Source organism: Silanimonas sp. (assembly GCF_044377035.1).
Classification (GTDB): domain Bacteria; phylum Pseudomonadota; class Gammaproteobacteria; order Xanthomonadales; family Xanthomonadaceae; genus Silanimonas.
Genome location: NZ_JBILJW010000003.1, coordinates 168,008 through 186,614, shown reverse-complemented (window position 1 = coordinate 186,614; position 18,607 = coordinate 168,008). Strand labels below are relative to the sequence as shown.

The 18,607-nt window shown below is 70.2% G+C and carries 21 protein-coding genes; 7 read left to right on the top strand and 14 right to left on the bottom strand.

Features of this window, described 5'->3' with window-relative positions:
* Window positions 1-40 precede the first annotated feature (40 nt).
* Window positions 41-1,642, top strand: a complete 1,602-nt coding sequence (locus tag ACIQ6S_RS02880) for a peptide chain release factor 3 (RefSeq protein ID WP_397607030.1) — start codon at window positions 41-43, stop codon at window positions 1,640-1,642.
* Between the two features lie 7 nt (window positions 1,643-1,649).
* Window positions 1,650-2,615, top strand: a complete 966-nt coding sequence (locus tag ACIQ6S_RS02875; RefSeq protein WP_397607029.1) for an alpha/beta fold hydrolase — start codon at window positions 1,650-1,652, stop codon at window positions 2,613-2,615.
* A 515-nt stretch (window positions 2,616-3,130) separates the two neighbouring features.
* On the opposite strand, the gene ACIQ6S_RS02870 is transcribed toward ACIQ6S_RS02875, so the two are convergent.
* The 6 genes from ACIQ6S_RS02870 to ACIQ6S_RS02845 all read right to left on the bottom strand — a co-directional run bounded on the left by ACIQ6S_RS02870 (window position 3,131) and on the right by ACIQ6S_RS02845 (window position 8,799).
* Complete coding sequence (locus ACIQ6S_RS02870) at window positions 3,131-3,457, bottom strand: hypothetical protein (protein WP_397607028.1); 327 nt, start codon at window positions 3,455-3,457, stop codon at window positions 3,131-3,133.
* Between the two features lie 64 nt (window positions 3,458-3,521).
* Window positions 3,522-4,532 carry an isoaspartyl peptidase/L-asparaginase family protein gene (locus ACIQ6S_RS02865; RefSeq protein ID WP_397607027.1) on the bottom strand — a complete coding sequence of 337 codons (1,011 nt, stop codon included), beginning with the start codon at window positions 4,530-4,532 and terminating at the stop codon, window positions 3,522-3,524.
* 50 nt (window positions 4,533-4,582) lie between these two features.
* Window positions 4,583-5,890, bottom strand: a complete 1,308-nt coding sequence (locus ACIQ6S_RS02860; RefSeq protein ID WP_397607026.1) for a sensor histidine kinase — start codon at window positions 5,888-5,890, stop codon at window positions 4,583-4,585.
* A gap of 23 nt (window positions 5,891-5,913) precedes the next feature.
* Window positions 5,914-6,627 carry a response regulator transcription factor gene (locus ACIQ6S_RS02855; RefSeq protein ID WP_297867114.1) on the bottom strand — a complete coding sequence of 238 codons (714 nt, stop codon included), beginning with the start codon at window positions 6,625-6,627 and terminating at the stop codon, window positions 5,914-5,916.
* A gap of 118 nt (window positions 6,628-6,745) precedes the next feature.
* The gene (locus ACIQ6S_RS02850; RefSeq protein WP_397607025.1) at window positions 6,746-8,104 is read right to left on the bottom strand and encodes an MATE family efflux transporter; all 1,359 of its coding nucleotides are present in this window, start codon (window positions 8,102-8,104) and stop codon (window positions 6,746-6,748) included.
* Entirely contained in the window at window positions 8,101-8,799 is a 699-nt protein-coding gene (locus ACIQ6S_RS02845; protein ID WP_397607024.1) for an SDR family NAD(P)-dependent oxidoreductase, read from the bottom strand. Before ACIQ6S_RS02845 ends, ACIQ6S_RS02850 begins: the two co-directional genes overlap by 4 nt.
* 58 nt (window positions 8,800-8,857) lie before the next feature.
* On the opposite strand from ACIQ6S_RS02845, the gene ACIQ6S_RS02840 reads away from it, so the two are divergent.
* Window positions 8,858-9,439: a TetR/AcrR family transcriptional regulator gene (locus ACIQ6S_RS02840; protein ID WP_297867111.1), complete on the top strand. Its 582-nt coding sequence runs from the start codon at window positions 8,858-8,860 to the stop codon at window positions 9,437-9,439.
* 9 nt (window positions 9,440-9,448) lie between these two features.
* On the opposite strand, the gene ACIQ6S_RS02835 is transcribed toward ACIQ6S_RS02840, so the two are convergent.
* From ACIQ6S_RS02835 to nudE, 5 genes are all read right to left on the bottom strand, one after another.
* A complete protein-coding gene (locus tag ACIQ6S_RS02835) occupies window positions 9,449-9,766 on the bottom strand; it encodes an Mpo1-like protein (protein ID WP_397607023.1) in 318 nt (105 codons plus the stop codon).
* A 64-nt stretch (window positions 9,767-9,830) separates the two neighbouring features.
* Window positions 9,831-10,469: an HAD-IB family hydrolase gene (locus ACIQ6S_RS02830; RefSeq protein ID WP_397607022.1), complete on the bottom strand. Its 639-nt coding sequence runs from the start codon at window positions 10,467-10,469 to the stop codon at window positions 9,831-9,833.
* Window positions 10,466-11,293 carry a nucleoside triphosphate pyrophosphohydrolase gene (gene mazG / locus ACIQ6S_RS02825; protein ID WP_397607051.1) on the bottom strand — a complete coding sequence of 276 codons (828 nt, stop codon included), beginning with the start codon at window positions 11,291-11,293 and terminating at the stop codon, window positions 10,466-10,468. Before mazG ends, ACIQ6S_RS02830 begins: the two co-directional genes overlap by 4 nt.
* A gap of 1 nt (window position 11,294) precedes the next feature.
* The gene (gene cysQ / locus ACIQ6S_RS02820; protein WP_397607021.1) at window positions 11,295-12,134 is read right to left on the bottom strand and encodes a 3'(2'),5'-bisphosphate nucleotidase CysQ; all 840 of its coding nucleotides are present in this window, start codon (window positions 12,132-12,134) and stop codon (window positions 11,295-11,297) included.
* Window positions 12,131-12,688, bottom strand: coding sequence for an ADP compounds hydrolase NudE (nudE, locus tag ACIQ6S_RS02815; RefSeq protein WP_397607020.1), 558 nt, complete (start codon window positions 12,686-12,688; stop codon window positions 12,131-12,133). The genes cysQ and nudE overlap by 4 nt, the downstream gene beginning before the upstream one ends.
* 51 nt (window positions 12,689-12,739) lie before the next feature.
* Between nudE and ACIQ6S_RS02810 the strand changes: the two genes are divergently transcribed.
* A complete protein-coding gene (locus ACIQ6S_RS02810) occupies window positions 12,740-14,149 on the top strand; it encodes an adenosylmethionine--8-amino-7-oxononanoate transaminase (RefSeq protein ID WP_397607019.1) in 1,410 nt (469 codons plus the stop codon).
* On the top strand, window positions 14,140-14,877 hold the full coding sequence (locus ACIQ6S_RS02805; RefSeq protein ID WP_397607018.1) for a 16S rRNA (uracil(1498)-N(3))-methyltransferase: 738 nt from the start codon (window positions 14,140-14,142) through the stop codon (window positions 14,875-14,877). The genes ACIQ6S_RS02810 and ACIQ6S_RS02805 overlap by 10 nt, the downstream gene beginning before the upstream one ends.
* A 3-nt stretch (window positions 14,878-14,880) precedes the next feature.
* Here ACIQ6S_RS02805 and ACIQ6S_RS02800 read toward each other — a convergent pair whose 3' ends face one another.
* Together ACIQ6S_RS02800 and purE are read right to left on the bottom strand one after the other, a co-directional pair.
* Window positions 14,881-16,020, bottom strand: coding sequence for a 5-(carboxyamino)imidazole ribonucleotide synthase (locus ACIQ6S_RS02800; RefSeq protein WP_397607017.1), 1,140 nt, complete (start codon window positions 16,018-16,020; stop codon window positions 14,881-14,883).
* The gene (gene purE, locus ACIQ6S_RS02795; RefSeq protein ID WP_297877118.1) at window positions 16,017-16,532 is read right to left on the bottom strand and encodes a 5-(carboxyamino)imidazole ribonucleotide mutase; all 516 of its coding nucleotides are present in this window, start codon (window positions 16,530-16,532) and stop codon (window positions 16,017-16,019) included. The genes ACIQ6S_RS02800 and purE overlap by 4 nt, the downstream gene beginning before the upstream one ends.
* Window positions 16,533-16,598: 66 nt before the next feature.
* Between purE and ACIQ6S_RS02790 the strand changes: the two genes are divergently transcribed.
* Window positions 16,599-16,868: a Trm112 family protein gene (locus ACIQ6S_RS02790; protein ID WP_397607016.1), complete on the top strand. Its 270-nt coding sequence runs from the start codon at window positions 16,599-16,601 to the stop codon at window positions 16,866-16,868.
* On the top strand, window positions 16,868-17,731 hold the full coding sequence (gene nadC, locus ACIQ6S_RS02785) for a carboxylating nicotinate-nucleotide diphosphorylase (RefSeq protein ID WP_397607015.1): 864 nt from the start codon (window positions 16,868-16,870) through the stop codon (window positions 17,729-17,731). Before ACIQ6S_RS02790 ends, nadC begins: the two co-directional genes overlap by 1 nt.
* On the opposite strand, the gene ACIQ6S_RS02780 is transcribed toward nadC, so the two are convergent.
* Window positions 17,703-18,530 carry an FHA domain-containing protein gene (locus ACIQ6S_RS02780; protein ID WP_397607014.1) on the bottom strand — a complete coding sequence of 276 codons (828 nt, stop codon included), beginning with the start codon at window positions 18,528-18,530 and terminating at the stop codon, window positions 17,703-17,705. The two genes, nadC and ACIQ6S_RS02780, sit on opposite strands and share 29 nt — an antisense overlap.
* Between the last annotated feature and the right edge of the window lie 77 nt (window positions 18,531-18,607).

The following is an 18,607-nucleotide window of genomic DNA, read 5'->3' as shown; positions in this document are numbered from 1 at the left end:
GTTCTCCCGAGCCGCCGGCTGAAAGCCCGGCGCGGCCCGCATGTCCCAGCAGAGCACCGAAACCCGGCGTCGCCGCACCTTCGCCATCATTTCCCACCCCGACGCCGGCAAGACCACGCTGACGGAAAAACTGCTGCTGTTCGGCGGTGCGATCCAGATGGCCGGCTCGGTGAAGGGCCGCAAGGCCGCGCGCCACGCCACCTCCGACTGGATGGCGCTCGAGAAAGAGCGCGGCATCTCGGTCACCTCGTCGGTGATGCAGTTCCCGTACGAAGGCAAGATCGTCAACCTGCTCGACACGCCGGGCCACGCCGACTTCGGCGAGGACACCTACCGCGTGCTCACCGCGGTCGACTCCGCGCTGATGGTCATCGACTGCGCCAAGGGCGTCGAAGAGCGAACGATCAAGCTGATGGAGGTGTGCCGCATGCGCGACACGCCGATCATGACGTTCATCAACAAGCTGGACCGCGAGGGCAAGGAGCCCATCGAGCTGCTCGACGAGGTGGAGACGGTACTGGGCATCCAGTGCGCGCCGATCACCTGGCCGATCGGCATGGGCCAGCGCCTGAAGGGCGTGGTGCACCTCGTCGACAACGAAGTGCATCTGTTCGAGCCGGGCAAGAACTTCACCCGTCAGGATTCGACCATCCTCAAGCTCGACGACCCGGAGCTGGAGCGCCGCCTCGGCGCGCAGGCGCTGGCCGAGCTGCGCGACGAGCTCGAGCTCGTGCAGGGCGCCTCGAACCCGTTCGATGCCGAGAAGTACCAGCAGGGCAAGCAGACGCCAGTGTTCTTCGGCTCGGCCGTGAACAACTTCGGCGTGCAGCTGCTGCTCGATTTCTTCGTCGAGCACGCGCCCTCGCCGAAGACGCGCGCCACCACCACCCGCGCCATCGCGCCGGAGGAAGAGAAGCTCACCGGCTTCGTCTTCAAGATCCAGGCCAACATGGACCCGCAGCACCGCGACCGCGTGGCCTTCATGCGCATCTGCTCCGGCCACTTCACCGCCGGCATGAAGGTGTTCCACCCGCGCACCGGCAAGGAGCTCAAGCTCGCCAACGCGCTGACCTTCATGGCCTCGGACCGCGAGATCGCCGCCGAGGCCTGGCCGGGCGACGTCATCGGCATCCACAACCACGGCACCATCTCGATCGGCGACAGCTTCAGCGAAGGCGAGCCGATCAACTTCACCGGCATCCCGAACTTCGCGCCCGAACTGTTCCGCCGCGCACGACTGCGCGACCCGCTGAAGCTCAAGCAGCTGCAGAAGGGCCTCGCCCAGCTGTCGGAAGAAGGCGCGACGCAGTTCTTCCGCCCGCTGATGAGCAACGACCTGATCCTCGGCGCGGTGGGCATGCTGCAGTTCGACGTGGTGGCCTACCGGCTGAAGGACGAGTACGGCGTGGATGCCAGCTTCGAGCCGGTGCAGGTGCAGACGGCGCGCTGGGTGTATGCGCCGGACGACAAGACGCTCGAGGCCTTCCGCGAGAAGAACGCCATGAACCTCGGCATCGATGCCGCCGGCCATCTCGTCTACCTCGCGCCCTCGCGCGTGAACCTGCAGTTGGCGCAGGAGCGCGCGAAGGACGTGCGCTTCGAGGCCACGCGCGAACACGCCGCCTCGGTGGCGGTGGACTGAGCCGCGCGTGCCGGACACCGTGACGAACGCGCGACCCGCGCCGGCCTTCTTCGAACTTCGCGACTGGCGCGAGGGCGGCGAGCGCGTCTCGACGCCACTCGGCCGCCTGTTCGTGCGCCGGCAGGTCGAACCGCGTCTGCCGGTGCTGCTGCTGATCCACGGCTTTCCCTCGGCGAGCTGGGACTGGGCGCCGCTGTGGGAACCGCTGTCGCAGCATTTCTCGCTGCTGGCCGTGGATCTGCTGGGCTTCGGCGATTCCGCCAAGCCCAAGGGCCACCGCTACACCATCGCCGAGCAGGCCGAGCTCTGCGAATGGCTGCTGCGCCGCGACGGCGCGTGGGACTACCACGTCCTGGCGCATGACTACGGCGACACCGTCGCGCAGGAGCTTCTCGCGCGGCAGCTCGACAAACGCAAGCCGCGGCCGTCGATGCGCTCGGTGGTATTCCTCAACGGCGGGCTGTTCCCCGAGATGCACCGCCCGCGCGCCATGCAGCGCCTTCTCGCCCTGCCCGGCCTCGGCCCGCTCATCGCCCGCGCCAGCAGCAAGGCGCGCTTCGCCGACAACCTGAAGGCGATCTTCGGGAAGCAGACGCCGCCCGACCCGCGCGTCGTCGACGGGCTGTGGACCCTGCTGCGCCACGACGACGGCCACCTCGCGCTGCCTCGCCTGCTGCGCTACATGTCGGAACGGAAGAAGCAGCGCGCCCGCTGGGTCGGCGCGATGGAACGCGTCGCGATGCCCATGGCGCTGATCAACGGCAGCGCCGATCCCGTCTCCGGCGCGCATGCCGCCGCGCGCTGGCGCGAACTGCTGGGTGGCGACGACCTGCACGAGCTGCCCGGCATCGGCCACTACCCGCAGCTGGAGGCGCCCGAGGCGGTGTTCGAGGCGGCGATGGTGTTCTGGTCGCGGCACCGGCTGCTGGGGCCGGTGGATCCGCGGCCGAGCGTGTCGATCACGACGCGGTAGGGGCGCCCGTGCGCGCCTGCCGCGCACGTCGTTGGGCCACGCGTCGCCAGAGCGACTATCGACGAGGGCCCGGCACAAGGCTTGCCCGCCCCACCCCGTCTTTCGCAAACGTTCCGGCGGTCGGCCCAAAGGGGGCGTCCTGCCCCTTGGGCCGATCGCTCATCCTGAGCAACCCCTTCGGAGCTTGCGCCTAAAGCGCGCGCCGGGGCTCCTGATTCGCCTCGTTCCGGGCCCTTGTCGATGACGCCCTCGGCAACCCGTCGCGACGAGCAGTCGGCGGTTGCAGGCAGGCGCCGACAGAAGGCGAATCAGGAGCCCCAGCGCGCAAACCAGGCGACAGCCCGAGGGGCGGCTCATGGAAGAGCCGCCGCTCGAGGTGCAGGGACGCACCCTTCGAGCGGGCCGCCGGGTTCTACATCGGGAAGGTGATGGGGCGGGCCAGCGTTCTGGCGGCGCCTGCTTGCAAGCGACGCCCGTTGCGCCGACCGCTGTCGACGCGCGGGAAACGCCAGAGCTCAACCCGCCCCAGCGATATCCACGTAGCCGCGCTCGATCGCGCGCTCCAGTGCGCCGAACGCCGCCTTCGCTTCCTCGAACGCCTCACGCCGAGCGCGCAGCGCGGTGTACTCGACCGCGTCGTTGCCCTGCGCCGCGGCGAGCGCCGCCTTCAGGTACTCGGCGCGCAGTTCGGCGACGCGCGTGGCGAAGGCGACGAAGCTGGCCTTGTCCAGGTGCGGGATGTGGGCCTGGATGATCTCGCGGTTGGCATCGCTGATCGCGTGCTCCACGTCCTGCAGGAACTTCTGCTGCTTGCGGATGCGGGTGCTTTCCTCGTCGAACATGGCGGTCCTCCGGTCGGCGGTAGGGCAAGCGTAGCGCCGGTTGGGCCCCGGCGCGTGCCTTGGATCACGGTTCGCGGAAAACAGCGGTGCCACGCGTGCCATCGGGCTTCACCCAGCCGCGATACATGCCGCTGGTGTTGAAGGGCATGACGATGGTGCCGCGGGCGTCGAGGCCGATGGCGCCGCCGTCGCCGCCCAAGGCCGGGATGACGCGGTTGATCACGTCCTCGGCCGCGGCTTCGATGGGGTCGCCGCGCAGGGCCACCCGCGCGCAGATGTCGTGGGCGGCCACGGTGCGCAGGTAGAACTCGCCCCAACCGGTGGCGCTGATGCCGCACTGGTCGTTGGCATAGGTGCCCGCGCCGATCACCGGCGCGTCGCCGATGCGGCCCCAGCGCTTGTTGGTCATACCGCCGGTCGAGGTCGCGACGGCGATGTGGCCGTTCGCATCGAGGGCCACCGCGCCGACCGTGCCGAAGTAGGCGCCGGGCGGCAGCGGGATGACCTCGCCGGCGGCCTGGCGCTGCTCACGTTCCTTCGCGGCCTCGAGCTGCTGGCGGCGGCGCTCGGTGTCGAACCAACGGTTCGCCACGCGCTCGAGCTCCGGCCGCGTGTCGGCGAAGGCCTCGGCGCCGTCGGCGGCGAGGAAAACGTGCGGCGAATGCTCCATCACCGCGCGCGCGAGCAGCACCGGGTGGCGCACCGTGCGCACGCCGGCCACGGCACCGGCACGACGGGTGTGGCCTTCCATGATCGCGGCATCGAGTTCGTGTGTGCCGTCGGCGGTGAACACGGCGCCCTTGCCAGCGTTGAACCAGGGCGAGTCCTCCAGCACCTGCACCGCCGCAGTCACAGCATCGAGTGCCGTGCCGCCGCGCTTCAGCACCGCGTCGCCGGCGTCCAGGGCCGCATCGAGGTCGGCGCGCAGCGCGGCTTCATCCGCTTCGGACAACTGGTCGCGGGTGATAACACCGGCACCGCCGTGGATCACCAGCGCCGTGGGCGCCGGGGGAGCGGCAACGACCGAGCCGGCGGCGACGGCCATCGACAGGAACAGGGCGGACCAAGGGCGCATCGGGCACTCCGGCGAGCTTCGGAGTGCCGACTGTAGGTCGTCTGCGCCGATCAATCGAGCTTCGGCGGCTCGGCCTGCGGGAAGCTCACCGTGGCGATGGTGCCCTTGGCGGATTCGCTGGCGAGATGCACCGGCCAGCCGAAGCGGCTCGACAGGCGCTGCACGATCGACAGGCCGATGCCCTGGCCGCCCACGCGCGCGGTGTCTGCGCGCCAGAACGGTTCGAACACGCGCTCGAGCTGCTCCGGCGACATGCCGATGCCGGTGTCCTCGATGCGGATCTCGCCGAAGCGCACGCGGATGCGCACGTGGCCGCTGTCGGTGTAGTAGCAGGCGTTGCGCACGAGGTTGCTGATCAGCACGCTCACCACGCGGCGCGGTGCCACCAGCTTGAAGTCGGCTTCGAGGTCGAGCTCCAGCGTCACCGGCTTGTTCGCCACGAGCGGCCGCGCCTTCTCCAGCTCGTCCTCGACGATCTCCGAAGCCAGCAGCGGCTCCGGCGGCAGGCCGGTGTCGCCGTCGCGAGCGAGGATCAGGAAAGCCTCGATCAGCGTCTCCATGTCGCGCACGGCGCCCTGGATGCGGTTCAGCGCCTTTTGCTGCCTCGGCGAGCAGATCGGATCGGTCTGCATCATCTCGCTGGCCATGCGGATCACCGCCAGCGGCGTGCGCAGTTCGTGCGAGGCGTCGCGGGTGAAGTTGCGCTCGCGGTGCACGAGTTCCTCGATGCGCATGCCGAAGTCGTGCAGCGAGGAGGCCAGCACGAGGCTCTCGCCCTCCACGTCCACCGGCAGGTTCTCGGGCTTCAGCGCGCTGACTTCCGGGTGTTTCGGGTCCCAGCGCTGCACCTGCGAAGCCAGCCAGATCACCGGCGACACCGCCCGCTTCGATGCCCGGTAGGTGCTCCACGCGATCACATAGACGACCACCAGCACCAGCGCCAGCGGCACCACGCCGAACCAGAAGGCCAACGCGTCAACCTGCTCCTGCTTGAACAGCAGGTACAGGGTGCGGCCGTCGTGCTGTTCGACCAGCACCAGCGCGCCGCCCTGCGAACGCGGCAGGCTGTGGTAGCCCTGCGGCAGCCCGTGCAGCGGCGCGGGGAGATCGGCCTTCGGACCGTCGGCGTCGACGACGAACCCGGTCATGTTGAAGGTGTCGGGCACCGCCGCGGCGGGGTTCGCCTCGCTGCGCTTCCAGAAGTGCGAGGCCTCTTCGGTGAGCGCGCGCTGGATCAGCAGGTGCTTGAGCACAGCCGACGCGCCATACACGCCGAGGACCGCCGCGAAGCTGATCGCGGCGGCCTGCAGGATGAAGGCGATCCAGATTTTTCGGCGGAGGCCGGTGGTGTCGGTCATGAAAAATCCGTGCCAGCCGCCACTCAGGCGGCGGGTGCGGTGTCGAGGTCGGCGATACGGTAGCCGGCCGTCTGCACGGTGTGCAGCAGCTGCTTGTCGAACGGACGGTCGATGGCCTTGCGCAGGTTGTACAGGTGGCTGCGCAGGGTGTCGGAATCCGGCAGGCCGTCGCCCCAGATCTCGCGCTCGATGTCGCGGCGGGTCACCACGCGCGGCGATTCGCGCATCAGGATCGTGAGCAGGCGCAGGCCGATCGGCGAGAGCTGGATCTCCTTGCCGCCGCGAGTGACGCGCAGCGAGGCGGTGTCGAGGATCAGGTCGGCCACCTTCAGCACCTCGGCGCTCACCTGGCGACGATCGCGGCGGATCAGGGCGCGCAGGCGGGCCTCGAGCTCCTGGATGGCGAAAGGCTTGACGAGGTAGTCGTCGGCGCCGGCATCGAGGCCGATCACCTTGTCCTGCAGGGTGTCGCGCGCGGTCAGCATCAGCACCGGCGTGCTCTTCTTCGCCTCGTTGCGCAGCTTGCGGCACAGCTCGATGCCGTCCATCCGCGGCAGCATCAGGTCGAGGACGATGACGTCGTAGCTGTTGTCGACGGCGAGGCGGAAGCCGTCGTGGCCATCGCCGGCGTAGTCGACGCCGAAGCCACGGGCTTCGAGGTACTCGCCCATCATCTCGGAGAGGTTGCGGTTGTCCTCGACGACGAGGATCAGTCCGGCGGGGTCATCACGGCGCATGGCGGGCTCCTTCAGGGATGTGAAGATTTCGTATTCAGGTTTGTGAATTCACATCGCCATTGAGCGCTGGTGAGGGTGAGACGGGTGTGAACGCTGCGCCGGGACATGGCGCGCGGCCTCAGCCCGTCGCGTCGACCGTTGCCGGCGGCACCTTGGCACGGCTGAGCCGCAAGAAGCGCCAGACCAGCGCCACCGCCGCCAAGGCGAGGCCCACGCCGAAGCCGGCCCAGACGCCCGGCGCACCCCAGCCGAACCCGAAGCCGAACAGGGCCGACAACGGCAGCGCGATCAGCCAGTAAGCCACCAGCGAGACGCGTGTCGGGAAGTCGTTGTCGAGCATGCCGCGCAGGGCCCCGAGGCTCACCGACTGCACCCCGTCCATCAGCTGGGTGAAGCCGAAGACGAAAAAGATCGCCGCGGCCGCAGCGATGACGGCCGGGTCGTCGACGAACAGCCCGCCGATCCACGCGCCGGCGAACAGGAACAGCAGGGCGAAACCGCCCATCCAGCCGGTCACGACCAGCAGCCCGGCCTGCCCGATCGCCGCCACGCGTGGCCATTGGCCGGCACCGATCACCTGCGCGATGCGGATGGTGACCGCACCCGCGACACCGAGCGGCAGCATGTAGAGCGTGCTGCCGACGGAAAGCGCGATCTGGTTGCCGGCCAACGCGACCGCACCGAACAGGCCGATCAGCACGCCGGCCACCGCCATGGCCGCACCTTCGAGGAACAGTTGCACCGTCATGGGCCGGCCTTCATTCCACTGCCGCGCCAGTTCGGCCCGCTCGAAGCGGCGCGGCCCCCACCAGACGCGCAGCGATGGCAGGTGGCGCACCACGACCCAACCGACCGCCGCGCCGATCACCTGCGCCGCGAGGCTGGCGATGCCGGCGCCCGTCAGCCCGAGTCGCGGAAAGCCCCAGTGGCCGTAGATCAGCAGCCAGTTGAAGAACACGTTGAGCAACGCGGGCAGTACCGTCACCGCCACGCTGAGCCAAGGCCGGCCCGCCGCATCAAGCAGGTTCTTGACCACCATGGCGTGCGTAAAGGCGAGCATCGACGCACTGAGGCAGAGCCAGTAGGGGCCGATCACGGCCAGCACCTCATCCGGCTGCCCCGCGTACGGCAACGCGAACAGGCCCGCGGCCATCAGCAACGCCCCCACGAGGCCACCGATGCTGGCCAGCAGCGCACCGTGCCGCGCGATGTGGCCGATGCCGCCCATGTCGCCGCTGCCGAAGCAGCGGCCGGCGAACAGGCCCACCGGACCGGCGAAGCCGTACAGCCCGGCGTAGAAGATGATCGCCACCGAGGTGGTGAGCGAGACCGCCGCCAGCGGCGTGGCGCCCAGCGGCCCCAGCATCGCGGTGTCGACCAGCGTCACTCCCGTTGATGCGACGAGGCCGGCCACCAGTGGCGCGGCAAGCGCGGCGAGCGGGCCGATCTCGGCGAGAGCGCGGCGCAGCGTGCTCATGCGCGAGCCGCCGGCTGCTGCTGCGCGAGCACGAGGCGAGCCGGCACCGTGTCGGCGGACAGGGACAACACGAAGTCGATGCTCCGGCAGACGTCGGCCAACGGGATCGGGCGCTGTGCACCGAAGCGTCCTTCGGCGATGTCCGCCTCGACCTCGTCGGTCGCGACGTTGGCCGGGTCGATGACGGTGACGCCGATGCCGAAGCGCGCCAACGACGCGTCCAGCGCCCGCGCGGCACCGTGGAGGCCGGCCTTCGATGCCGCGTTAGCGACCTCAGGATAGGCCCCCGGCGGATCCAACCACGCACCGAGCAGCACCACGCGCGGCGCCGGCGCACGCGACAGCGCCGGGGCGAGGGCTTGGGCCAGCAGGATCGGCGCGACGAGGTTTATGCCGATGACCTTGCGCGTTTCCTCGCGCGGCGAGGCCATGAAGTCGTAGTCGGCGGTGAACGCTCCGTGCTCCCACGCGCCGCCGAGGTACAGCAGCGCGTCAAGCGGCCCCTCGCCGACGGCGCGCACGACGGCCTCGAGGCCCGCGTCCTCGAGGAGATCGGCGGCCACCCACTCGCCCGCCGCGGCTCGTCCACGCGAGACGGCCAGCACGCGATGGCCCTGCCACTCGAGATGGGCAGCCACCGCCGCACCGATGCCCCGGCTGCCGCCCACCACGACGATCGTTTTTGTTCGCTCCACGACGACGCTCTCCGATTAACATACACATCGTATGCAAATACATGCATGGTGTATGTGAATGAGCCGCAACGCCGACCGCATCGCCCGGACCACCCGGGCCCTGCTCGACTCCGCCCGCCGCAGCTTCGCCACGCAGGGTTACGCGGCGACCTCGATGGAGGCGCTGTGCGCCGAAGTCGGCCTGACGCGCGGTGCGCTCTACCACCACTTCGGCGGCAAGGAAGGGCTGCTGGAGGCCGTGGTCCGGGAGATCGACGTCGAGACGAACGCCCGACTCGATGCGGCCTATGAGGCGGGGCCGGGCGGCTGGGCCGGCTTCCGCGAGTGCTGCCAGGCCTACCTCGACCTCGCCCTCGAGCCGGAGTACCAGCGGGTGATGCTGCGCGACGCACCGGCCGTGCTCGGGCAGCGCCATCGCGACATCGATGCCGCGGGCTCACTGCAGCCGATCATCGATGGCTTGGCCGAGCTGATGGACGAAGGCGCCCTGCGTCGGACCGACCCCGAGGCGCTGGCGCGGATGCTCAATGGCGCGATGATCGACGCTGCGCTTTGGATCGCGACCCACGACGACCCTCTCGCGGCTTGGCAACGGGCCCGCGAGGTGCTCGACCGCCTGCTCGACGGACTGCAGACCTGAGCGTTCGACTCAGAACGGGATCTTCCCCGTCAGCACGTCCTTGAACATCACCCAGTCGCCCATCAGCGAGTAGAACGGGTGCTTGAAGGTCGCGGGCCGGTTGTGCTCGAAGAAGAAGTGCCCCACCCAGGCGAAGCCGTAGCCGCAGACCGGCACGGCGAAAAGCCACCACGGCGACAGCACCTGCGCCAGCACGAGGCCGAGCAACACAAGCACCCCCGTCGAGCCGATCACATGCAGCCGCCGCGACGTGCGGTTGCTGTGCTCGCCGAGGTAGAACGGGTAGAACTCGCGGAAGCTGGCGAAACCGGTCGTGGGCGTGGTCATGTCGGGTCTGGTCGGGAGGCGGCGCGCCGTCGAGGCTAAGCGTGGCGCGTCGAGGCGGCATGAATCAGCGCACTGCGTCGCCGTTCGGCCATGGTGCGCCGCGGTAGGTGGCGGTCGCCGCCTGGGCCAGCATCGGCAGGTCTTCCACGGTGTCGCCATGCGCCTCGACGCGTTCTCGCGGCCAATCACCGACGAGGGCGCGAATGCGCTCCACCTTCGCCTCACCGGCGCACTGCGGTCCGTCGTAGCGGCCGGTCAAGCGTCCATCCCGGCATTCGAGCGCGGAGGCCAGAAGTTCGACGCCTTCGGCCTCGCACCATTCCCGAAGCAGCGCCTCGAAGTTTCCGGAAACGACGACGACGCGATCCCCAGCGGCCCGACGGGCCCGCAGCCTGGCAAGCACTTCCGGCCGGATCAGCGCCGGGAACCGCTCGGCGGCAAAGGTACGGGCGAGCGCGTCGAAGTGCTGACGTGCCATCCCGGAGAACGCGAGCCGCACGATGGCCGCGCGCATCACGACGCCGGACACCCAACCCGCACGGTAAGCGAGCACCATGGGCGCGAGCACCAGCCCCCCAAGACGAACGCGCCATTGGGGCGCCGCGCAACGCACGAACAGCGGGAAAGTCTCGACCGTGGTCAGCGTGCCGTCGAAGTCGAACAGCGCGAGGCGCGGCAGCGACGCCGTGTCCCGCTCGCTCACCCGCCGCGCTCGATGCGCTTGGCTTCGTTCCACAGCGCACTCTGCTCGTCCAGCGAAAGCGCGGCGAACTCGCGGCCCTGCGCACGCGCCAGCGCTTCCATCTGGCGGAAGCGGCGCTCGTACTTGGCGTTCGCGCGGCGCAAGGCCGTGCCCGGATCGACCTTGGCCTTGCGCGCGAGGTTCATCGCGACGAACAGCAGGTCGCCGATCTCGTCCTCCAGCGCGTCCTGCCGCTCGGGCGAGGCCGGCATCGCCAGCGCTTCGCGCACTTCCTCGAGTTCTTCCTCGAGCTTGGCGATCACCGGCGTGGCATCGGGCCAGTCGTAGCCGACATTGGCGCCGCGCTTCTGCAGCTTGAGCGCGCGCTGCCATTCCGGCAGGGCCTTGGGCACGTCGTCGAGCGCCGAGGGCGGCGCATCCATGTCCCGGCGCTTGGCGGCGCGCTCCGCGGCCTTCATTTTCTCCCACGCCGCGGTCTGCGCATCGGCATCCTCGACCGAGGCCTCGCCGAACACGTGCGGGTGGCGGCGGATCATCTTGTCGTTGATGGCCGCGACGACGTCGGCGAAGCCGAAGGCGCCCTGCTCGTTCGCCATCTGCGCATGGAACACCACCTGCAGCAGCAGGTCGCCAAGTTCGTCCTTGAGGTCGCCCAGATCGCCGCGATCGATGGCTTCCGCCACCTCGTAGGCTTCCTCGATGGTGTAGGTCGCGATGCTGGCGAAATCCTGCTTCACGTCCCAAGGGCAGCCGCGCTCGGGGTCGCGAAGTCGCGCCATCACCGCCAGCAGGGTCTCGATGCGCTCGCGCGGCGCGTGGGTCAGGTCACTCAAGCCAACTCCTCCACGGCAGCCGCGCGTCCGCCACGGCGACGAAGTCGCCGTTCAACAGGGTGTCGCGCTGGTTGTAGCGCAGCGGTCGGCCTTCAAGGTCGAGCACAGCGCCACCCACCGCTTCGACCAGACACTGGCCGGCAGCGGTGTCCCATTCCGAGGTGGGGCCGAAGCGCGGATAGAGGTCGAGCCGGCCTTCGGCCAGCAGGCCGAACTTCAGCGCCGAGCCCATGGGCACGCGCTCCGCCCCGGGCAGGCGATCCAGCAGGGCGGCGGTGCGCGGATCGAGATGGGAGCGGCTGGCGGCGACGCGGAGGCCCACGCCGGCCTGCGCGTCGGGCGACGGCACCTTGGCTCCGAGCGCGACATCGTCCGCACCGGCCTCCCGGCGCCACGCGCCTTCACCGGCCAGCGCCGACCAGGTCACGCCCGTCACCGGCGCATGCACGAGGCCGAGCACCGGCACGCCGTGCTCGATAAGCGCGATGCAGACGCAGAACTCGCCGTTCTTCTTGACGAACTCGCGCGTGCCGTCGAGTGGATCGACCAGCCACAGCCGCGGCCAGCTGCGGCGCAGGGCCGGTTCGAGCGCAGCGGATTCCTCCGAGAGAACGGGGATGTCGGGCGTCAGGGCTTCGAGGCCGGCGACCAGCAGGCGATGCGAGGCGAGATCCGCCTCGGTCAGCGGCGAGCGGTCGTCCTTGGCTTCGACGGCGAAATCCCGGGCGTAGACGGCCATGATGGCGCGGCCCGCCGCCTCGGCCAGGGCGATGGCCGGAACGCGCAAGGCGGCGTAACGCACCGCGGCCTCCGCTCCAGAGGCGGCACTCACGGCGTCGGCCTGCCGCAGGCCAGCCACTCGCGCACAAGGAACAGCGCGGCGATCGAGCGGCCTTCGGAGAACTCCTCGCGGAGCATCAGCTCGTGCAAGCGGTCGAAGCGCCAAGGCACCACTTCGAGAGGCTCGGGTTCGTCGCCCTCGAGCTTTTCGGGGAACAGCCCTTCCGCGACCACCAGCTGGATCTCGTGGCTCATGTAGGTAGGCGCCAGCGTGATCGACTTCAGGTGCGTCAGCCGCTCGGCGCCGAAGCCGATCTCCTCGCGCATCTCGCGCGCGGCGGCCTCCAGGCCGGTCTCGCCGGCGTCGATCTTGCCCTTGGGCAGGCCGAGTTCGTAGCGGTGCGTGCCGGTGCCGTACTCCCGGATCAGCAGCACGGTCTCGGGGTCGGGCAGCGCGGCGATCATCACGGCGCCGTGACCCTTGCTCTTCAGGCGGTCGAAGCGGCGGCGCTCACCGTTGCTGAACTCGAGGTCGACGCGTTCCAGCCGGTAGGCGCCGACATCGACCTCCTCGCGCCCGTGGATGGTCGGCAGGGGGCGGCTCATGGCCGGCCTCGCGCATGGACAGACCGGCGGCGGCTCACCATCATTCGCGGCATGACGCAGAACATTTCCATCGCGCCGATGCTAGCAGAGGGCGATGTCGAGGCCTTCCTCACCCGCGACCTCGCCGTCGTCTGGCACCCCTGCACGCAGATGCGCGAGCATCGCGGCGAACTGCCCCTGCTGCCGATCCGCCGCGGCCGCGGCGCCTGGCTGGAGGGCCTCGACGGACGCCGCTACCTCGACGGCATCTCCAGCTGGTGGACCAACCTGTTCGGCCACGCGCATCCGCACATCGCGCAGGCCATTGGGGCACAGGCCGCCGAGCTCGAGCACGTGATCTACGCCGGCTTCGCCCACGAGCCCGGCCTGCGCCTCGCCGAGCGGCTGGTGGCGATCGCGCCGCGCAGTGCCACGCACGCCCCGCTCTCCCGGGTGTTCTACGGCGAGAACGGCAGCGCGGCCATCGAGATCGCGCTGAAGATGAGCTTCCATGCGCACCAGAACCGCGGCGACGGCCAGCGCACGCGCTTCGTCGCGCTGCAGAACGGCTACCACGGCGAAACGCTGGGCGCGCTGGCCATGAGCGACATCCCGCTGTACCGGCGCATCTACGCGCCGCTGCTGCTCGAACCGGTGTTCGCGCCCTCGCCCGATGCCTACCACGCCGAACCCGGCGAGTCGGCCGAGGCCTGCGCCCGCCGCGCGGCGGGCGGCCTCGCGGCCCTGTTCGAACGCGACGGGGCGACGATCAGCGCGCTGGTGCTGGAACCGCTAGTGCAATGCGCGGGCGGCATGCGCATGCACCACCCGGCCTACCTCGCCGAGGCGCGCCGGCTCTGCGACGCCCACGGCGTGCACCTCATCGCCGACGAGATCGCGGTGGGCTTCGGCCGCACGGGCACGCTGTTCGCCTGCGAGCAGGCCGGCATCACCCCGGATTTCCTCTGCCTGTCGAAGGGGCTTTCGGGCGGCGCGCTGCCGCTGTCCGCGGTACTCACCCACGATGGCATCTTCGAGGCCTTCTGGAGCGAGGACCGCACCCGCGCCTTCCTGCATTCGCACAGCTTCGCCGGCAACCCGGTGGCCTGCGCCGCCGCCAATGCGACGCTGGACCTGTTCGAGAGCACCAACGCCATCGACGCGAACCGCGCGACGGCGGCGAAGCTGGCGAACGCGGCCTCGCGCTTCGCCGACCATCCGGCGGTGGGCGACCTGCGCCAGACCGGGATGATCCTCGCCTTCGAACTGGTCGAAGACCGCGCCACCCGCCGCGAGTACAGCGACCACCCGCGCCAGCGCGCGCTGGCCGCCTATCGCGCCGGCCTCGAGGCCGGGGCGGTGCTGCGTCCCTTGGGCAACGTGTTGTACTGGATGCCGCCCTACTGCATCGAAGACGAGGCCATCGCCGTGCTCGACCGCGCCACCACCGCCGCCATCGAGGCCTTCGTCCGATGCGAGTGATCCGCTGCCATGTCGAGGCACCGCTGTCAGCCGGTGCCGTGCTCCGCCTACCCGAGGAGAAGAGCCTGCACTTGCTGCGCGTGCTCCGGCTCCGGGAGGGCGATGCGGTGACGCTATTCAACGGCGACGGACATGACTACGCCGCGCGCATCACCGGCAGCGAGAAGAGGGCCGTCCAGGTCACCGTCGGCGCGGTAGAGGCGCGCCACAACGAATCGCCGCTGGCCATCACCCTGCTACAGGGCGTGGCCCGCGGCGACAAGATGGACCTGATCCTGCAGAAAGCCACCGAACTCGGCGTGCAGGCCATCCAGCCGGTGATGACCGAGCGCACGGAAGTGAAGCTCGATGCCGATCGCGCCGAACGTCGCATCGCGCATTGGCGGGGTGTCGTCGCCGCGGCCTGCGAGCAGAGTGGCCGCGCGCGGGTGCCTACAGTGGCCGAGCCGCGCCCGCTGCACGAGGCGCTGGCCGACCTGCCCGCCGATGCACGGAAGCTCATCCTCGACCCGCACCAGGGCCGCGCCTTGAAGGCCCTCGACCTGCAACCGACCCAGCCTGTCGTGCTCGTCATCGGCCCGGAAGGCGGCCTCGGCGAGCGCGACCACCGTCTGCTGAAGAAGGGTGGCTTCGAGGGCGTGCAGCTCGGGCCGCGCGTGCTGCGCACGGAGACCGCCGGGTTGGCGGTGCTGGCCGCCCTACAGGCGCTTTACGGTGATTGGGCCTGAGGCCTAGCCGAGGCGGGAGATCACGCCGCTGAATTCCTCGCGCCGCGACAGCGCATCGACGGCCGTCTCCAACTCGCCTCGAAGCGTCGCGCGATCATCGGCGTGCAGCGTGGCATGGCCAACCTTGCGGCCCTCGCGGGAGCTCTTGCCGTAGTCGTGCCAATGCCCGGCCGGGCTGCGCAGCACCGGCGCGGCCTCAGGCATGGCACCGATCCAGTTCAGCATGACGCTGTGGCCCACGGCGGCCGTGCTGCCCAGCGGCAGGCCGAGCACGGCGCGCAGGTGGTTCTCGAACTGCGAAGTCTCGGCGCCTTCGATCGTCCAGTGACCGGAGTTGTGCACGCGCGGCGCCATCTCGTTGGCGAGCAGCTGCCCGTCGCGGACGAACAGTTCCAGCGCGAACACGCCCACGTAGTCGAGCGCCTCAGCGACCTTCCGCGCATAGGCCACGGCCTGCGACTCGAGCGCGGCGCCGTCGGCGCAGGGCGCCATCGAGGCCGAGAGGATGCCGTCGCGGTGCCAGTTCTCGGTCAGCGGCCAGGCGCGGAATTCGCCATCGCGGCCGCGCACGGCCACCACCGAGACTTCGCGCTCGAAGGGCACGAAGGCTTCGAGGATCAGGCCGACCTTCGGCGCCTGCGGCCCCAGCGCGACCCAAGCGGCATCGAGATCCGCCGGCGTCTTCAGGCGGAACTGCCCCTTGCCGTCGTAGCCCAGCCGGCGCGTCTTCAGGATGCAGGGCAGGCCGATGCGCGCCACGGCCTCGTCGAGCCCGGCACGCGTGTCGACCGCGGCGAAAGCCGGCGTGCCGATGCCGAGCTCGTTGAACAGGGTCTTTTCGGCGAGGCGGTCCTGCGCGATGCGCAGCGCCCGCGGCGCCGGGAACACCGGGATGCGCGCGGCCAGCCACTCGGCGCTCTCGGCCGGCACGTTCTCGAAATCGAAGGTCGCCACATCGACGCGCGAGGCGAATTCCGCCAGCGCCGCCTCGTCGCGCCAGTCGCCGACGACCATGGGCACGAATTGGCCGGCGCAGGCGTCGGCACTGGTGTCCATCGCGAGGAAGCGCAGGCCGAGCGGCGCGCCGGCCAGCGCCATCATCCGCGCCAACTGGCCACCGCCGAGGATGCCGACCGTGGTCATGCGCGCGGGTCCGGCTTGGCCAGCACGGCGTCCGTCTGCTCGCGGCGGAAGCGTTCCAGCGCAGCCGCGACGTCGGCGTGGTCATGCGCGAGCATCGCCGCGGCGAACAGCGCGGCGTTCGCCGCACCGGCTTGGCCGATGGCGAAGGTGGCGACGGGAATGCCCGCCGGCATCTGCACGATCGACAGCAGGGAATCGAGGCCGTTCAAGGCCTTGCTCTGCACAGGCACGCCCAGCACCGGCACGGCGGTCTTGGCCGCGAGCATGCCCGGCAGGTGGGCCGCGCCACCGGCGCCGGCGATGATCGCGCGCAGGCCGCGCGCCGCGGCGGTTTCGGCGTACTGGAACAGGAGATCCGGGGTGCGGTGCGCACTCACCACCTGCACCTCGTGCGGCACGCCAAGGCGCGTCAGCCGGTCGGCGGCGTGCTGCATCGTGTCCCAATCAGACGTCGAGCCCATCACGATGCCCACCTTCACGGCGGTTTCCCCCTGACCTTCACCCGTCGCCATGGCGAGCCTCTCCGGCAAAACCGTATTCTAGACGCATCTTCCGCAACCCTCAGCGCCCCGCCGCCCATGGATCGCAAGCTCCTCGACCTCCTGGTCTGCCCGGCCTCCCACCAGCCGCTGCATCGCCTCGATTCCCCCCAGCGCGACGCGCTGAACGCCGCGATCACCCGCGGTGAACTGCGTCGCGGCGACGGCCGCACCGAAACGCGGTCCCTCACCGATGCCCTCGCCAGCCGCGATGGGAAGCAGGTCTACCGCATCGACGACGGCATCCCGGTGCTGCTGGTCGAGGAGGCGCTGCAGACGGCCGGCATCGACGGCCTCGCCGCGCGCTGATGGCGGCCACTCTCGCGCTGCCGCCGCCGGAGGCCATCGAGGCCGCGGTGAGGGCCGCCCTCGCCGAAGACCTCGGCGACGGCGACGCCACGGCCCAGCTGCTCGAGGACGTCCCGGCCACCGCCCATGTCGTCTGCAAGGAGTCGGCGGTCATCGCCGGCGGCCCGTGGTTCAAGGCCTGCTTCCGCGCCCTCGATCCTTCCATCCGCATCACCTGGCACGTCGGCGAAGGCCAGCGCGTCGAGCCGGGCACCGTGCTCTGCACCCTCGAGGGCCGCTCGCGCGCCATCGTCAGCGCCGAGCGCAGCGCGCTGAACTTCCTGCAGACCCTCTCCGCGACGGCCACGACCACGGCGGCCTACGCGGCGGCGCTGGCGGGCACGCGCACGCGGGTGCTCGACACCCGCAAGACCCTGCCCGGCCTGCGTCTGGCGCAGAAGTACGCCGTGCGTGCCGGGGGCGGCGTGAACCACCGCATCGGGCTGTTCGACGCGGTAATGCTGAAGGAGAACCACATCGCCGCGGCCGGTTCGATCTCGGCGGCCGTCGAGCGCGCCCGTGCCCTGCACCCGGCGCTGCCCCTGATCGTCGAAGTGGAGTCGCTGGACGAACTGGACCAGGCGCTGGCCACCGGCTGCACCCGCATCCTGATCGATGATTTCGACGACGCGATGATGCGCGAAGCCGTGCGTCGCGCCGCCGGCCGCATCCCGCTGGAGGTCTCCGGCAGCGTTTCGCTCGAACGGCTGCCGGCCATTGCCGCGACCGGCGTCGACTACGTGTCGGTCGGGGCGCTCACGAAGCACGTGCGCGCCATCGACCTCTCGCTGCGGCTCAGCGCCCCAGCACCAGCCAGGCGATAACGGCCAGCGAAACGACGATCACCACCCCGGCGATCGCCTTCATCAGCCCGGCATTGCCGCCGGACGATGCGGCTTCCGCCGACGGCGGGGCCTTCTGCTGCATCTGCTGGATCTCCATGCCCGGCGCCACGAGGATCAGCCGCACCTGGTCGAGGCGCAGTTCGTCGCCCGGGTTCAGCTGCCCGGCCTGAACCCGCTTGTTGTTGATGAAGGTGCCGTTCGACGAGCCGAGGTCTTCGACCTGCAGACCCGAGGCGTTCGGCTTCACCAGCGCGTGGCGGCGCGAGATCTCCTCCACCGGAATCGCGATGTCGCACTCGGCGGAGCGGCCGATGGTCATCGGCCCGGTGACGCCGTACATCTTGCCGAAGGTGTTGCCGGAGACGCCGCGCAGCACGAACTTGGGCGCGGCCGCGCGCACGCGCGTGGCACCGCTGTCCCCATCGAGCGCCATCGCCTGTGCCGCCGCGACCACCGAAGGCGGCAACGGCGAGCTTCCGGCCACGGTCTTCGCGGGCTCGGTGGCGACGAACTTCGCCACCACCGCACCGAAACCGACCTGGTCGCCGGTGCGCAGGGCCATCAGCTCCTTCACCGGCTTGCCGTTCACGGTGACGGCGCCTGCGCCTTCCGGCAGCTGCAGGTTGGCGCCGGTGCTGGTGATGTGGATCTCGAGATGCCGGGGCAGGATGCCCGGCCCGCCGATCACCACGGCGCCTTCCGGATCACTGCCGATGCGGTTCACGCCCGTCGCCAGCAAGGCCGTGGCGTGCTCGCCGTTAGGAAAAACCAGCTTCATCCCTCTCCCCCGTGATTGGCTGGGACCGTGAAGGCACGGTCGCGGCGGACAGTGTGCGCGAGCGGGAAGGGCTTCGT

Excerpts from the sequence above, each read along its gene's own strand:
- ACIQ6S_RS02880 (WP_397607030.1), top strand. The coding sequence starts at position 41 with ATGTCCCAGCAGAGCACCGAAACCCGGCGTCGCCGCACCTTCGCCATC.
- ACIQ6S_RS02870 (WP_397607028.1), bottom strand. The coding sequence starts at position 3,457 with ATGTTCGACGAGGAAAGCACCCGCATCCGCAAGCAGCAGAAGTTCCTG.
- ACIQ6S_RS02865 (WP_397607027.1), bottom strand. The coding sequence starts at position 4,532 with ATGCGCCCTTGGTCCGCCCTGTTCCTGTCGATGGCCGTCGCCGCCGGC.
- ACIQ6S_RS02860 (WP_397607026.1), bottom strand. The coding sequence starts at position 5,890 with ATGACCGACACCACCGGCCTCCGCCGAAAAATCTGGATCGCCTTCATC.
- ACIQ6S_RS02855 (WP_297867114.1), bottom strand. The coding sequence starts at position 6,627 with ATGCGCCGTGATGACCCCGCCGGACTGATCCTCGTCGTCGAGGACAAC.
- ACIQ6S_RS02850 (WP_397607025.1), bottom strand. The coding sequence starts at position 8,104 with ATGAGCACGCTGCGCCGCGCTCTCGCCGAGATCGGCCCGCTCGCCGCG.
- ACIQ6S_RS02840 (WP_297867111.1), top strand. The coding sequence starts at position 8,858 with ATGAGCCGCAACGCCGACCGCATCGCCCGGACCACCCGGGCCCTGCTC.
- ACIQ6S_RS02835 (WP_397607023.1), bottom strand. The coding sequence starts at position 9,766 with ATGACCACGCCCACGACCGGTTTCGCCAGCTTCCGCGAGTTCTACCCG.
- nudE (WP_397607020.1), bottom strand. The coding sequence starts at position 12,688 with ATGAGCCGCCCCCTGCCGACCATCCACGGGCGCGAGGAGGTCGATGTC.
- ACIQ6S_RS02810 (WP_397607019.1), top strand. The coding sequence starts at position 12,740 with ATGACGCAGAACATTTCCATCGCGCCGATGCTAGCAGAGGGCGATGTC.
- ACIQ6S_RS02805 (WP_397607018.1), top strand. The coding sequence starts at position 14,140 with ATGCGAGTGATCCGCTGCCATGTCGAGGCACCGCTGTCAGCCGGTGCC.
- ACIQ6S_RS02800 (WP_397607017.1), bottom strand. The coding sequence starts at position 16,020 with ATGACCACGGTCGGCATCCTCGGCGGTGGCCAGTTGGCGCGGATGATG.
- purE (WP_297877118.1), bottom strand. The coding sequence starts at position 16,532 with ATGGCGACGGGTGAAGGTCAGGGGGAAACCGCCGTGAAGGTGGGCATC.
- ACIQ6S_RS02790 (WP_397607016.1), top strand. The coding sequence starts at position 16,599 with ATGGATCGCAAGCTCCTCGACCTCCTGGTCTGCCCGGCCTCCCACCAG.
- nadC (WP_397607015.1), top strand. The coding sequence starts at position 16,868 with ATGGCGGCCACTCTCGCGCTGCCGCCGCCGGAGGCCATCGAGGCCGCG.
- ACIQ6S_RS02780 (WP_397607014.1), bottom strand. The coding sequence starts at position 18,530 with ATGAAGCTGGTTTTTCCTAACGGCGAGCACGCCACGGCCTTGCTGGCG.